Here is a 12,959-nt window from a genome sequence, read left to right as displayed (position 1 = left end):
CCGTCGGGTGCGCGCCGACGGATCAGAGCGGTTCCTCGCCGTCGATGATGCGCCGGGCGCGCGCGGCCAGTTGCGGGACGCCCTCGCGCATCTTCGGGTACATCGGGTCGTCGGAGTTACCCTCCAGGTAGCGCCGGAAGAACATCTCGCCGAGCCCGGCGAGCTTGTAGACCGCGAGCGTGCGGTAGAATCGGTCCTCCTCCTCGCCGTAGGCGATCCCGGTCCGCGCCTCGTAGCGCTCGACGAGGTCGCGGCGGGTCGGGTAGCCCTCGCGGGTCATGAACGTCGAGGTGAGCGTGTCGGTGGCCGCGGGCGGGGCGGGGTCGCCCTCGTCCCACCAGTAGGAGAGCATCCAGCCCAGGTCGGTGAGGGGGTCGCCCAGCGTGCTCATCTCCCAGTCGAAGACGGCGACGATCTCCGGGTCGGAACCGGGACCGTACATGACGTTGTCGAGCTTGTAGTCGCCGTGGACGAGCGTGGCGGGCGGGTCGTCGGGGACGTTGTCGGAGAGCCACTCCATCACGCCGTAGAGTTCGGGGACCTCGCGCTCCTCGGCGGTGACGTCGAACGCCCACATGAGCTGTTCCGACCAGCGCCTGACCTGTCGCTCGGTGAACCCCGGCGGGTAGCCGAGGTCGTCGAGGCCGACCGCCTCGTAGTCCACCTCGTGGACGATCGCGAGCGTGTCGACGAGTTCCTCGCCCACCCGCCGCCGAGCGTCGGGCGTCGCGAACCGGTCGGGTTCGCTCCCCCGGAAGACGTCGCCCTCGACGCGCTCCATGACGTAGAAGTCGCTCCCCACGATCGCGTGGTCGTCGCACGCGAGGACCGTCCGCGGGAGCGGTACGTCGGTCCCCTGGAGCGCGTCGACGACGCGGTGCTCGCGGAGCACGTCGTGGGCGTTCTCCGCGATCTCCCCCGGCGGCGGCCGCCTGATGACGAGGTCGCGGTCGCCCCACGTGACGAACAGCGTCTCGTTCGAGTGGCCCTCCTTGTGGTGCTCGACGTGGAACTCCGCTGCAGGGCCGAGTTCCGCCTCGAGGTAGTCGGCCAGCCGGTCGGGGTCGACGATGCGCTCGAAGTAGTCCTCGCTACCCTCGCTACCCTCGCTCACGTGTCGTACCTCCCATTGTTCACGCACTCGCGGTGCGAGTACGAATAAGTTTGCGCCCGCACCGCTTCCGTCGTACATCGTTCGGTGAGAATCGACCTATCCATTTACAATGGTGTACTCGTAGGAGATGGTATGGAGTATCACGACTCATCGGAGGCCCTGGAACTGAGAGACCGCGCCCGCGAGTTCATGAACGAGGTCGTCGTCCCGACCGAACGCGAGTACCAGCGCGAGGGGTCGGTCCCCGACTCGGTCGTCGCCGACCTGCGCGAGGCGGCCCACGAGTACGGCGTCTACTGCCCGCAGATCGGCGAGGAGTGGGGCGGGATGGGCGTCGCCTTCCGCGACGTGCTCCCGCTGTTCGAGGAGGCCGGCCGGTCGATCCTCGGCGCGCCCGCGATGCGCGTCGACGCGCCCGACGAGGGGAACATGCACACCATCGAACTCGTCGGCACCGAGGAACAGAAGGAGGAGTACCTGCGGCCGCTCGTGGCGGGCGATCTCGTCTCCGCGTTCTCGATGACCGAACCCAAGCAGGGGGCGGGGTCGGACCCGAAGATGATGCGCACGAGGGCGGAGAAGGACGGCGACGAGTGGGTGATCGACGGCCACAAGTGGTGGACGACGCAGGGGAGCGAGGCCGACGTGCTGATCGTGATGGCGCGCACCGACATGGACGCCCACCCCTACGCCGGGACGTCGCTCTTCCTCGTCCCTGCCGACGCCGACGGCGTGAACGTCGTCCGCGACATCCCCCACCTCGGACAGGGCCTCATCCACGAGAGCCACGCCGAGATCGAGTACGACGGCGTGCGGATCCCCGAGGAGAACCTGCTCGGGGAGCTAAACGAGGGGTTCACGCACGCCCAGCAGCGCCTCGGTCCCGCCCGCCTGACCCACTGCATGCGCTTCACCGGCATGGCGACCCGCGCGCTCGACATCGCGAAGGCGTACATGGCCGACCGCGAGGCGTTCGGCTCGACGCTCGACGAGAAGCAGTCTCTCCGGTTCGAGGTGGCCGACTACGAGACGCGGCTACACGCGACACGGACGATGGTCCGCCACGCCGCCCGCGAGATCACCGAGGGCGGCGAGGCGCGCGTCCCCGTCTCGATGTGCAAGGTGTTCGCGGCGAACGCCGCACAGGAGACCATCGACTTCTCCCTGCAGGCCTGCGGCGGCGCGGGCATCAGCCGCGACCTCCCGATCTCCGACTTCTACCAGGCGGTTCGCGCGTTCCGCCTCGTCGACGGCGCGGACGAGGTCCACAAGCGCGTCATCGCCCGCGACGCCTTCGAGGAGGTAGCGGAGGGCGAACTGGCGAACCTCCCCGAGTTCTGAGAGGGCCTCCCACCTTCTCGCACACGGAGGCGACGCTCGCGTCGCTCGACGCCCGCCCGTCCCCGCGACTGTTCGTCGATTCGAGGTCCGCCCGCGCCCTTTTGCGGCCGCGTCCCCTTGCGCGCACATGGACGAGGACGAACTCCGGTTCGCGGCGGGCGCGCTCGGCGACGCGGAGCGCGCGGTCGCGATGACGGGCGCGGGGGTGAGCACCGCCTCCGGTATCCCCGACTTCCGCGGATCGGACGGCGTCTGGACGCGCTACGACCCGGAGGACTTCCACATCAGCCGCTTCGAGGCCGACCCGGAGGGGTTCTGGGACGACCGCCTCGCCCTCGTCGAGGAACTGTACGGGGAGGGGCGCGAGCCGAACCGCGCCCACGAGGCGCTCGCGGCGCTCGAACGCGAGGGCCACATCGGGGGCGTGATCACCCAGAACGTCGACGGCCTCCACCAGGCGGCCGGGAGCGACCGCGTCGTCGAACTCCACGGCAACGGCGAGCGGGTCGTCTGCACCGACTGCGGGGGGACCGACGACCTGGACGCGGTGCGGTCCCGCGCCGCCGACCTCCCGCCGCGCTGTCGGCGCTGCGACGGCCTCCTGAAGCCCGACGTGGTGCTCTTCGGGGAGCGACTGCCCGACTACGCCTGGTACCGGGCCCACGCGATGGCCCAGCGCGCCGACGCCGTCCTCGTCGTGGGGTCGTCGCTGTCGGTCGAACCGGCCGCCAGTCTGCCGCGCGAGGCCGCCGGGCGCGGCGCGACGCTCGTCGTCGTCAATCGGGAGCGCACCGCCCTCTCGGGGCGGGCCGAGTACGATTTCCGCGCGGACGCGACCGAGGCACTCCCACGCATCCGCGACGCTCTCGCCGACTACTAGGTATTTGTAATCGGCGTGCCTGTTCCCTCATAGCATGGGCTACGAGATCGTCCACACCGACGACGTCCCGATCACCGACCTCTCGCAGATCGACGAGGTCCCCCCGGACCTCGACACCCGGGCGATCGACGAGGCGCTCGGAACGGAGAACCTGAAGGTGAAACTCTGGTACTTCGACCCCGGCGAGGAGATCCAGTACCACGCCCACGCCGAACAGGAGGAACTGTACTACGTCCTCCAGGGGACGTTCTCGCTCAAGGTCGGCAAGTCGGGCGAGGAGGAGATCGTCGAGGCCGGGCCGGGGACGTTCTACGCCGCCGGCCCGATGACGGGACACGGCCACCGGAACGTCGGCGACGAGCCGGGGATCGTCCTCGCGCTCGGCGCGCCGGCGGTCGACGATCCGGGGCTCGACCCGCACAGCCTCGACGAGTAGGCCGCTCGATCAGTTCCCGCGCGACGACCGCGCCTGGCGTATCTCCGCGCCGTCGCGCAGTTTATCCTCACACCGAGGGCAGACCCGAACCGACTCCATCCCCTGCGGGGCGAACACTCGTACGTACGCTTCCGTCACAAACGACTCGCAGTTCTGGCAGCTTGGCATCCTCGTCCGACGGTTTCTCATCGATCTATAAATAGGTGTGTCACTCGGACTGAAATGACACGGCGGTCAGGCCGCGCCGTAGGAGCGTTCGAGGTAGTCGACGATGTTCGCGCTCTCTCCCATCGTGAGTCCGCGCTCGTCGTCGACGAGCACCGGCACCGCGCGCTGGCCGGAGACGCGCTTCACCTCGTCGCGCTTCGAGTGGAGCCCCTCCACCCAGACGCTCTCGAAGTCGAGGTCGAGTTCGTCGAGCTTGTCGACGACCAGTTCGCAGTACGGACAGCCCTCCAGCCGGTAGAGCGTTCGCGTCATGACCGGTGGAAGGGGTTCCAGTGGTAAAAACCCTCACGACCGCGGGCTTTTCCTCCGTCCCGACGAGAGGTGTGCCATGCCACCGACCCCCGGCGACCGCGCCCCCGACTTCGAGTCGTTGCTCTGTACCGGCGAGACGTTCCGCTCGACGCGCCTCTCTACGGCGCTCGACGGCGGCGGCGTGCTCGTGTTCTCGGCGTTCGCGTTCTCCGCCATCGCGGAGAACTGGTGGAAGCGCTACGACCGCGCCGGCTGGGACGCGTTCGACGTGCCCGTCCTCGGCGTCAGCCGGGACGGCCCCTACGCCGTCAACGCCTTCGTCCGCTACCTCGACAGCCCCTTCCGGATGTTCGCGGACGTGGACGGCGCGGCGAGCGAGGCGTACGACCTCCTCACCCCGCGTGCGGGGATGGCGAACACGTCGACGCCGATGCGGGCCGTCTTCGTCCTCGACGGAGAGCGGACCGTCCGCGACGCGTGGGTGGCCGACGACTGGATCTCGCCCGTCCCGCGCGAGGCGGTCGAGGAGGCGGTCACCGAGCTGTAGCGCCGGCTCCGGACCGCCACCTACCTGACGCCCATCTGCTTCGCGATGGTCTCGAGCTGTATCTCGTCGGTCCCCTCGACGATCCGGAGGATGCGGGCGTACTGCAGCGCGTCCACGAACGGGTTGTCCTCGCTCAGGCCGTTGCCGCCGTGGACCTGCACCGTCGCGTCCGCGACCTCCCAGAGCGCCCGCGTGGCGAACCACTTGAAGATCGAGGACGCCTCGATCGCCTCCTCCTCCTCGTCCATCGTCCACGCGAGCCGGTACCCCGCCGCGTCGGCCGCGTAGCTCTTCGCCCGTCCCGCCGCGAGTTTGTGCGAGACACCCTGGAACGCCCCGATCGGCCGCCCGAACGCCTCGCGGTCCCGCGCGTACGCCGTCGCCCGATCGAGGAGGAACGCCGACAGTCCGACCGCCTCAGCACCGAGTTCCATCCGCCCGAGCGAGAGGAAGCCCATCGCCGCGTAGAACGCCTCGCCGACCTCGCCGAGCACGCGCTCGTCGCCGAGGCGCACGTCGTCGAGGTGGACCTCGGCCTGCCGGCCGACGGAGCCGACGGCGTTGTTGAGGCTCCCGACCTCGTACTCGTCTCGCTCGACGAGGAAGCAGGTGATCCCGCCGTAGCGCCCGGCCTCCTCCCGCGGGGTCGTCCGCGCGAACACCTGCAGGAAGTCGGCGTAGGGGGCGTTCGTGATCCACTGCTTCGTGCCGTTCAGCACCCACTCGTCGCCGTCGCGCTCCGCGCGCGTCCGCATCGCGGGCGAGTCCGAGCCCGCCCCGGGTTCCGTCTGCGCGAACCCGGCGGACTTCTCGGCGCGCACCGTCGGCTCCAGGTACCGCTCGACCTGCTCGCCCTCCGCCTGGAGGAGCAGCGGCTTCGGTCCCTCCGGCCCCGCGAGGACGTGCCGCGACAGGCCGGGGCCGTGGCTCGCGACGTGCTTCTTCGCGCGGTACCACGTCACGTTCGAGACGCCCTCGCCGCCCGCCTCCTCCGGCACGTTCATGGCGTAGAAGCCCGCCTCGGCGCTCCGCCGGCGGACCTCCTCGATCGCCTCGACCACCTCCGGGACGAGGCGGCCGTCGGCCTCGTGGCGCAGGCGCGGGTTCGACCACGTCTCGCCCAGGTCGTCCTCGAGCGCCGCCACCTCCCGCTCTATGAACTCGTCGAGGCTGGACCGGATGAGCCGCCACTCCTCGGTCGTCTCGAAGCTCACGCCCGACGACGGCGCGTCCTGCGTTGTCATACCTCGACGTTCGGGCGGGGCGACTTAATCGCTCGGTGCCCCCGCCGTTACGCTTTCTCGGCCATCCTCACGCCTCCTCCCGCTCCCCCTCCAGCACTACGTCGTCGTACTGCTCGCGCAGCGTCCGCTTGTCGAACTTCCCGGTCGAGGTGCGCGGGATCGAATCGAGGAACTCGATCGCGTCGGGGAGCCACCACTTCGGGAAGCGCTCTGCGAGGTGCTCGCGCAGGTCGTCCGCGGAGGCGTCCGCGCCCTCGCGGAGGACGACGCACGCGAGGGGGCGCTCCTGCCACGTCTCGTGGTCGACGGCGACGACGGCCGCCTCCGCGACGGCGTCGTGGGCCATCAGTTCGTTCTCCAGTTCGACGCTGGAGATCCACTCCCCGCCGGACTTGATCACGTCCTTCGTCCGGTCCTTGACGTCGACGTAGCCGTGCTCGTCCATCGTCGCGATGTCGCCCGTCCGGAGCCACCCGTCCTCGGTGAACGACTCGCGGTTCGCGTCCGGCCGGTTGTGGTACTCCCCGGCCACCCACGGGCCGCGGATCTGGAGTTCGCCCATCGACTCGCCGTCGCGGGGGACGTCGTTTCCACTGCTATCGCGGATCCGAACCTCGATCCCGGGGACGGGCATCCCCGCCGTGGCGCGGTAGCGGTACTGTTCTTCCTTCGGGAGATCCCGCAGTTCCTTCCGGAGCGTGCTGAGCGTCCCCAGCGGCGTAGTCTCGGTCATCCCCCAGCCCTGGACGATCGGTGCGTCGTACTCCTCGTCGTACCGCCGGATGAGGGACTCGGGCGGGGCGCTCCCGCCGACGGTCAGGCGGTCGACGTTCGAGATGTCCACCTCGGGGTGCTCGTCGAGGTACTCGGCCATCTCCAGCCAGATCGTCGGGACGGCGGCCGAGACGGTCACCCCCTCGTCCGCGACGAGTTCCGCGACCGACCCCGGGTCGGTGTGGACGCCCGGGAGGACCTGCTTCGCGCCGACGAACGTCGCGGCGTAGGGGATGCCCCACCCGTTGGCGTGGAACATCGGGACGACGGGGAGGACGACATCGGACTCGCCGATCCCGTTGGCGTCGACGTGCCCGCACATGAGGCTGTGGAGGTAGATGGCGCGGTGGGTGTAGGCGACGCCCTTCGGCCTCCCCGTCGTCCCCGAGGTGTAGCACATCCCGCACTCGTCCCACTCGTCGAGGTCGGGCCAGTCGTACGCCGTCGGGTAGCCCGCGACGAGGTCCTCGTAGGCGATCACGGGGTCGAGGGAGGTCTCGGGGACCTCGTCGGCCAGCACGACGTACCGCTCTACGGTCTCGAGGGCGTCGGCGTTGGCCTCCACCTTCTCGACGAACGCCGGGTCGACGAACAGCACCCGGTCCTCGGCGTCGTTCACGATGTACCGGAAGTGCTCGTCGGGCAGGCGCACGTTGCACATGTGGATCGACCGGCCGGAGCACGGCGGCGCGAAGTACAGTTCCAGGTGGCGGTGGTCGTTCGCCGCGACGGTGGCGATCCGCTCGCCCCGCTCGACTCCGAGGTCGTCGAGCGCGTGCGCGAGCTGACAGATCCGACTGTGAGCGTCCGCGTAGGTGTACCGGTGGAGGCCCCCGTCCGGCCGCTTCGTGACGATCTCACGGTCGGGAAAGAGGTCGGCCGCGCGGTCGAGCAACCCGGCCACGGTGAGTTGGGCGTCCATCATAGCGCGTGGGACGTGATCGCACACCGAGGGCATAGGTGTTCGCCCGACGATCCCTCTCCCGGGAGGGCACGTCGCTCTACGCCAGCGCCTCGTACGACGTGAACGCGATCTCGTCGGGTGACGTCGTTCGGCGGTCACGGCCGACAGTATATGTCCCCCGCGGCCGGAGTCGTCGCATGGATCTCCGCGGCATCCGCGTGCTCGACCTGACGCGACTGCTCCCCGGTCCCTACGCGACGCAACTGCTCTCCGACATGGGCGCGGACGTGGTGAAGATCGAGGACGCGGGCACCGGCGACTACGCCCGGCACATGGAACCGCTGACGGATCGCGGCGTGGGCGCGGTGTTCGACGCGGTGAACCGGGGCAAGCGAAGCGTCGCCGTCGACCTCAAGGACGAGGGGGGCCGCGAGGCGGTCTACGCGCTCGTCGAGGAGGCCGACGCCGTGATCGAGGGGTTCCGGCCGGGCGTCGTCGATCGCCTCGGCGTCGATTACGACACGCTCCGCGCGCGCAACCCCGAGATCGTCTACTGCTCGGTCACGGGCTACGGCCAGACCGGTCCCGAGGCGGAGCGCGCGGGCCACGACGTCAACTACGTCGGGCGGGCGGGCCTGCTCGACGTGACGCGCGCCGGTCCGCGCGACCGCCCGGTGGTGCCCGGTTACCAGGTGGCGGACCTCGCGGGCGGCCTGTTCGCCGCCTTCGGCGTCGTGAGCGCCCTGCTCACCCGCGAGCGCACCGGCGAGGGGACGTACGTGGACGTGGGGATGACCGACGTGGTGCTGTCGTTCTCGCAGTCGCTCGCCGCGCAGTCGCTCGCGGGCGAGGACACCCGTCCCGGCGAGACGCCGCTCACCGGCGGCTACCCCTGGTACGACGTCTACGAGGCGGCCGACGGTGAGTACGTCACCCTCGCCGCACTCGAACCGCAGTTCTGGCGGGCGTTCTGCGAGGCGGTCGACCGCGAGGACCTGATCGACGCGCACATGACCGAGGACCCGGACGAGCGCGCGGCGCTGCGCGAGGCGCTCGCCGACGTGTTCCTGACCCGCCCGCGCGACGAGTGGGTGGAGACGTTCCGCGACGTGGACGGCACCGTCGACGGGGTCTACTCGCCCCGCGAGGCCGTCCGCGACCCGCAGTTCGAGGCCCGGGGGATGATCGAGCGCGGCGACAGCGCACCTCCCCGCCTCGGGTTCCCCGCCGTCACCGACCTCCCCGACGGCGACGAGCGGGTCCCCGGCCACGGCGAGCACACCGACGAGGTGCTGCGCGAGGCCGGACTCCCCGCGGACCGCATCGCCGCGCTCCGGGAGGCGGGCGCGGTGAAGTAATCGGGGAACGAACGCGCCGACGATCCGACGGCGCGAGTGACCATTTATGTACCTGCGCCCGGACGGTGGTAGCATGCACCTCGGCGTCCTCGTCCCGGCGGCTGTCTCCGACCCGACCGACTTCGCGATCCGCGCGGAGGAACTGGGCTACGACTCCGCCTGGGTCCCCGAACTCTGGCACGAGAGCGCGATCGTCAGGCTCACCGACGTCGCCGCGCGGACCGACCGCATCGAACTCGGGACCGCCATCGTCAACGTCTACTCGCGCACGCCCGCCGTCCTCGCGATGACCGCGGCGACGCTCGACCGCGTCTCGGACGGCCGGTTCACCCTCGGCGTCGGGACGAGCACGAAAAAGGCGATCGAGGACCTCCACGGGCAGGACTGGGACGACCCGAACCCCGTCCGCCGCGCCCACGAGACCATCGAGCTGACGAAGCGGTTCCTCGCCGACGACGGGCGCGTGAACTACGACGGCGAGGTGTTCCACGCCGCCGACTTCCCCGCGCTCGGCGCGGACGTGCCGATCTACCACGCGGCGCTCGGGAGGGCGAACCGCCGGGTCGTCGCCCGCCTCTGCGACGGCTGGATCCCCCACAACGTCCCCTTCCGCGACCTCCCCGAGGCGTTCGAGTACGTCGCGGAGCACGCGGAGGAGGCGGGCCGCGACCCGGACGACGTCGCCGTCGCGCCGTACGTCCCCGCGTGCGTCAGCGACGACGGCGAGGAGGCCCGCCAGAAGGTGCGCGAGCACCTCGCCTACTACGTGGGTAGCGGCAGGGGGTACGAGCGGGCGGTCGCCGGACGCTTCCCCGAGGAGGCGGAGCGGGTGGCGACGCTGTGGCGCGACGGTGACCGCGGCGAGGCGACCGCGGCCGTCACCGACGGGATGGTGCGGGCGCTCGGCGTCGCGGGGTCGCCGGAGGAGGCGCGCGAGCAGTTGCGCGAGGTCGCGGCGGTCGACGTCATCGACCGCCCGCTCGTCACCATCCCCAACGGCGCGGGGGATCTCGCCGAGCGGACGCTGGAGGAACTCGCCCCCGAGCGGCTGTAGGGCGCTCCGGGACGGGAGGTCGCGGTGCGGAATCGGTACTCGTTCAGCGCGATGGCGTTTGTGTCGTCTCCGTCTGCGCCTCGACGGAGTCCGTCGTCAAGCGCGTCGACGGAATCGAGGTAGTTCCGGACCGCCCGGACGAACAGCCGATAACGGTCGAGATCCTGGAGCGCGTTGTAGACAATATCGTGATCGATGATCTCACCGTACGTGTGCGACAACAACCTCGTTCGAGGGATTCGGCCGATTGCTTTCGTCGGTTCTCAACACTGGGTGCGCTGGATGGCTACCCGCTCGCTCGGGTCTCGTGTCGTATACGTCATCGCCTCGACGGGGTCGAGAGAGTGTCGGAAGGGAACCCGACGCCGATCGACCATGGGACAGTGTCGAATTCAGGTAGCGTTGATTCCGGGCTGCGCGGAACGGACGTAGGAAACGGTTGATGGTGCCCTTCACGGCTGTCCGTGCGAGCGCGAGGTACCCTCGTGGCGAACGGTTGCGTCGCGTTCGCCGCACTCGGGGCACTCCTGACTCGTCCACGCCTCGGATTCTTCCTCAACCGTGATGCCGTATTCCTCACACACGTCTTCGAGGCGGCTGATGAATCGGCGGTACGCCCAGAAATCGTGTGGTTTCTCGTTCACACGCGGCGACCAGTGCGTCGAAAGAACACCCTGACGTTGGAGACTCGGGCTTGCTATCGCTCGTAGGTCGTGTCGTTGTTTGTCGGATTCAGCCCACGACTTTAGTCGTGGACTTTCCCCTCGTCTTTCTGTAAGAGTTATCGAACGAGACGACGGCCGCGCTCGCCGTCGATAGCGCGCAGAAGGCGTCGCACGGCCGGTGGCACGACGTTCGAATGGCACACGAACCCACCGGCGTGCGAAGCGCCGTGATGGCACACGAGAGGGCGATCGCCCGGTTCGGGCTCCCCGTCCGGCCGGGGTCACGGGGTCGGACTCGGAACGAGTGTGATGATTTCGGACCGGCCCGAGTCCGCCCGTCATCGACCCGTATCGTGGCAGGGATCTCGCCCTATCCCGACGGATCAGGTGGAGACTTGAGAGTCTTTTGGTTTATCGGCTCGCGTGACGAACGATCGACCCGGAATAGCCGCGAAACCTGATCGTATCGGACGCGTGTCGCTCTTCACGGGGGAGGACTCCGCACAACCGCCGCGAATCGCAGAAGGCGTTTTGTCCGCGGCACGCCAATGGCGAGGGGATGGCGGGGACGAGACGGATCGGACTGACGGGCGACGTCATGCTCGGGCGGACGGTCGACGAGCGCCAGCGTCGCCGGCCCCCGGAAGCCGTCTGGGGGACCGTCCTCGATCGCCTGCGGGACCTCGACGCGACGCTCGTCAACCTCGAGTGCTGTCTCTCGACGCGGGGGACGCGCTGGACGCGCACGTACCGCCCGTTCCACTTCCGGGCCGATCCGAGGTGGGCGATCCCGGCCCTCGAGACGGCGGGCGTGGACTGCTGCGCGCTCGCGAACAACCACGTCCTCGACTTCGGGGAGGTGGCGCTGGAGGACACGCTCGACCACCTCGACGCGGCGGGGATCGCTCACGCCGGCGCGGGGCGGGACCTCGACGCGGCGCTCGAACCCGCCCGCGTGACGATCGACGGTCTCGACGTCGCGGTCGTCTCGCTCACGGACAACACCCCCGAGTACGCCGCCACGGCGGACGCGCCGGGGACCGCGCACGTCGAGATCGACGTCGAGAACGAGAGGACCCGCCGTCGCGCGGGGGAGGCGCTGTCGCGGGCGAGCGAACCCTCCCCCGACCTCCTCGTCGCGTCGCTCCACTGGGGACCGAACATGGTCACGGAGCCCCCGCCCGCGTTCGAGGCGTTCGCCCGCTGGCTCGTTGACCGGGGCGTCGACCTCATCCACGGCCACAGCGCCCACGTCTTCCACGGGATCGAGGTGTACGACGGCGCGCCGATCCTCTACGACGCGGGAGACTTCGTCGACGACTACGCCGTCGACCCCGATCTCAGGAACGATCGGAGCTTCCTGTTCGAGGTTCGCGCGGACGCGGCGATCGAGGAGGTCCGCCTGCACCCCACGGAGATCCGCGACTACCGCGTCCACGAGGCGCGCGGCGACGCCGCGCGCTGGTGTCGCGAGCGCGTGCGCGACCGCTCGAAGCGGTTCGACACCGAGTTCGAGCGGGAGGGGGAGGCGCTCGTCCTCGAGGTGTGACGATCCGACGGCCGCGACGCCATCGACGCGGACCGCCCTCGCAGCTGTGCGATACGGTGACCGTGAACACCCCTTTGTACCTCGGGGAGCGAGCAAAGCCATGGAGTTCACCGTCGAGGAGGGTGACGTCGCCCGGGAGGACGTCGACGCCGTCGTGAACGCGGCGAACACCGGCCTCGCGATGGGGTCGGGCGTCGCGGGGGCGCTCCGGCGCGCGGGCGGCGAGGCGCTCGCCGAGGCCGCGGTCGCGAAGGGACCGATCGAACTGGGCGGGGCGGTGGAGACGGACGGGTTCGACCTTCCCGCCGACTACGTCGTCCACGCCGCCGCGATGCCCGCCGGGGGGCGCGCCACCGCCGAGAGCGTCCGCGAGGCGACGCGCAGCAGTCTGAAACTCGCTGACGACCTCGGCTGTACGTCCGTGGCGGTTCCGATACTCGGCACCGGGGCCGCGGGGTTCGACCTCCGCGAAGGGGCGAGGATCGTCTGCGAGGAGGTGCGGGCGTTCGAACCGGCGGCGCTCTCGGACGTGCGCGTCGTCGCCTACGGCCAGGAGGCGTACGACGTACTCCGGGAGGTCGCGGAGGGCTAGACAACTCGTTCTCCGCGGCTG

13 protein-coding genes and 1 pseudogene are annotated in these 12,959 nt (G+C 70.0%); 8 read left to right on the top strand and 6 right to left on the bottom strand.

The features are described from left to right. Positions 1 to 22: 22 nt before the first annotated feature. Positions 23 to 1,114 carry a phosphotransferase family protein gene (locus tag NKI68_RS15360; protein ID WP_254543984.1) on the bottom strand — a complete coding sequence of 364 codons (1,092 nt, stop codon included), beginning with the start codon at positions 1,112 to 1,114 and terminating at the stop codon, positions 23 to 25. 132 nt (positions 1,115 to 1,246) lie between these two features. Here NKI68_RS15360 and NKI68_RS15355 point away from each other — a divergent pair, with 132 nt between their 5' ends. The 3 genes from NKI68_RS15355 (at position 1,247) to NKI68_RS15345 (ending at position 3,771) form a co-directional block, all read left to right on the top strand. Continuing rightward, positions 1,247 to 2,455, top strand: a complete 1,209-nt coding sequence (locus NKI68_RS15355) for an acyl-CoA dehydrogenase family protein (RefSeq protein WP_254543983.1) — start codon at positions 1,247 to 1,249, stop codon at positions 2,453 to 2,455. 127 nt (positions 2,456 to 2,582) lie between these two features. After that, positions 2,583 to 3,335 (top strand): SIR2 family NAD-dependent protein deacylase, encoded by a 753-nt coding sequence (locus NKI68_RS15350; protein ID WP_254543982.1) that lies wholly within the window; start codon positions 2,583 to 2,585, stop codon positions 3,333 to 3,335. A gap of 34 nt (positions 3,336 to 3,369) precedes the next feature. Further along, entirely contained in the window at positions 3,370 to 3,771 is a 402-nt protein-coding gene (locus NKI68_RS15345) for a cupin domain-containing protein (RefSeq protein WP_254543981.1), read from the top strand. Between the two features lie 9 nt (positions 3,772 to 3,780). On the opposite strand, the gene NKI68_RS23945 is transcribed toward NKI68_RS15345, so the two are convergent. Both NKI68_RS23945 and NKI68_RS15340 read right to left on the bottom strand, forming a co-directional pair. Further along, positions 3,781 to 3,939 (bottom strand): DUF7563 family protein, encoded by a 159-nt coding sequence (locus NKI68_RS23945; RefSeq protein ID WP_438267783.1) that lies wholly within the window; start codon positions 3,937 to 3,939, stop codon positions 3,781 to 3,783. Between the two features lie 66 nt (positions 3,940 to 4,005). Then, positions 4,006 to 4,251 (bottom strand): glutathione S-transferase N-terminal domain-containing protein, encoded by a 246-nt coding sequence (locus NKI68_RS15340; RefSeq protein WP_254543980.1) that lies wholly within the window; start codon positions 4,249 to 4,251, stop codon positions 4,006 to 4,008. 76 nt (positions 4,252 to 4,327) lie between these two features. Here NKI68_RS15340 and NKI68_RS15335 point away from each other — a divergent pair, with 76 nt between their 5' ends. Continuing rightward, positions 4,328 to 4,798 carry a peroxiredoxin family protein gene (locus NKI68_RS15335; protein ID WP_254543979.1) on the top strand — a complete coding sequence of 157 codons (471 nt, stop codon included), beginning with the start codon at positions 4,328 to 4,330 and terminating at the stop codon, positions 4,796 to 4,798. A gap of 20 nt (positions 4,799 to 4,818) precedes the next feature. Here the strand turns inward: NKI68_RS15335 and NKI68_RS15330 are convergent, their stop codons facing one another. Both NKI68_RS15330 and NKI68_RS15325 read right to left on the bottom strand, forming a co-directional pair. Beyond that, entirely contained in the window at positions 4,819 to 6,042 is a 1,224-nt protein-coding gene (locus tag NKI68_RS15330; RefSeq protein ID WP_254543978.1) for an acyl-CoA dehydrogenase family protein, read from the bottom strand. Positions 6,043 to 6,109: 67 nt separating this feature from the next. Then, on the bottom strand, positions 6,110 to 7,738 hold the full coding sequence (locus NKI68_RS15325) for a long-chain fatty acid--CoA ligase (RefSeq protein ID WP_368410956.1): 1,629 nt from the start codon (positions 7,736 to 7,738) through the stop codon (positions 6,110 to 6,112). Positions 7,739 to 7,917: 179 nt separating this feature from the next. Between NKI68_RS15325 and NKI68_RS15320 the strand changes: the two genes are divergently transcribed. Next, entirely contained in the window at positions 7,918 to 9,078 is a 1,161-nt protein-coding gene (locus NKI68_RS15320; protein ID WP_254543976.1) for a CaiB/BaiF CoA transferase family protein, read from the top strand. Between the two features lie 73 nt (positions 9,079 to 9,151). After that, positions 9,152 to 10,132 (top strand): LLM class flavin-dependent oxidoreductase, encoded by a 981-nt coding sequence (locus tag NKI68_RS15315; RefSeq protein ID WP_254543975.1) that lies wholly within the window; start codon positions 9,152 to 9,154, stop codon positions 10,130 to 10,132. A 476-nt stretch (positions 10,133 to 10,608) separates the two neighbouring features. Here NKI68_RS15315 and NKI68_RS15310 read toward each other — a convergent pair. Continuing rightward, a pseudogene (locus tag NKI68_RS15310) lies at positions 10,609 to 10,803 on the bottom strand (zinc ribbon domain-containing protein); the annotation flags it as partial. A 553-nt stretch (positions 10,804 to 11,356) separates the two neighbouring features. Here NKI68_RS15310 and NKI68_RS15305 point away from each other — a divergent pair. Beyond that, positions 11,357 to 12,346: a CapA family protein gene (locus NKI68_RS15305; RefSeq protein WP_254543974.1), complete on the top strand. Its 990-nt coding sequence runs from the start codon at positions 11,357 to 11,359 to the stop codon at positions 12,344 to 12,346. 100 nt (positions 12,347 to 12,446) lie between these two features. Further along, positions 12,447 to 12,938: a macro domain-containing protein gene (locus tag NKI68_RS15300; protein WP_254543973.1), complete on the top strand. Its 492-nt coding sequence runs from the start codon at positions 12,447 to 12,449 to the stop codon at positions 12,936 to 12,938. Positions 12,939 to 12,959 lie beyond the last annotated feature (21 nt).

This window comes from Halomarina pelagica, assembly GCF_024228315.1.
Classification (GTDB): domain Archaea; phylum Halobacteriota; class Halobacteria; order Halobacteriales; family Haloarculaceae; genus Halomarina; species Halomarina pelagica.
This window is presented reverse-complemented; position numbering and strand designations above follow the sequence as displayed.

Bases quoted from the DNA above. Each gene is read 5' to 3' on its own strand.
- NKI68_RS15355 (WP_254543983.1), top strand. From the start codon at position 1,247: ATGGAGTATCACGACTCATCGGAGGCCCTGGAACTGAGAGACCGCGCC.
- NKI68_RS15350 (WP_254543982.1), top strand. From the start codon at position 2,583: ATGGACGAGGACGAACTCCGGTTCGCGGCGGGCGCGCTCGGCGACGCG.
- NKI68_RS15345 (WP_254543981.1), top strand. From the start codon at position 3,370: ATGGGCTACGAGATCGTCCACACCGACGACGTCCCGATCACCGACCTC.
- NKI68_RS23945 (WP_438267783.1), bottom strand. From the start codon at position 3,939: ATGCCAAGCTGCCAGAACTGCGAGTCGTTTGTGACGGAAGCGTACGTA.
- NKI68_RS15340 (WP_254543980.1), bottom strand. From the start codon at position 4,251: ATGACGCGAACGCTCTACCGGCTGGAGGGCTGTCCGTACTGCGAACTG.
- NKI68_RS15335 (WP_254543979.1), top strand. From the start codon at position 4,328: ATGCCACCGACCCCCGGCGACCGCGCCCCCGACTTCGAGTCGTTGCTC.
- NKI68_RS15330 (WP_254543978.1), bottom strand. From the start codon at position 6,042: ATGACAACGCAGGACGCGCCGTCGTCGGGCGTGAGCTTCGAGACGACC.
- NKI68_RS15325 (WP_368410956.1), bottom strand. From the start codon at position 7,738: ATGGACGCCCAACTCACCGTGGCCGGGTTGCTCGACCGCGCGGCCGAC.
- NKI68_RS15320 (WP_254543976.1), top strand. From the start codon at position 7,918: ATGGATCTCCGCGGCATCCGCGTGCTCGACCTGACGCGACTGCTCCCC.
- NKI68_RS15315 (WP_254543975.1), top strand. From the start codon at position 9,152: ATGCACCTCGGCGTCCTCGTCCCGGCGGCTGTCTCCGACCCGACCGAC.
- NKI68_RS15305 (WP_254543974.1), top strand. From the start codon at position 11,357: ATGGCGGGGACGAGACGGATCGGACTGACGGGCGACGTCATGCTCGGG.
- NKI68_RS15300 (WP_254543973.1), top strand. From the start codon at position 12,447: ATGGAGTTCACCGTCGAGGAGGGTGACGTCGCCCGGGAGGACGTCGAC.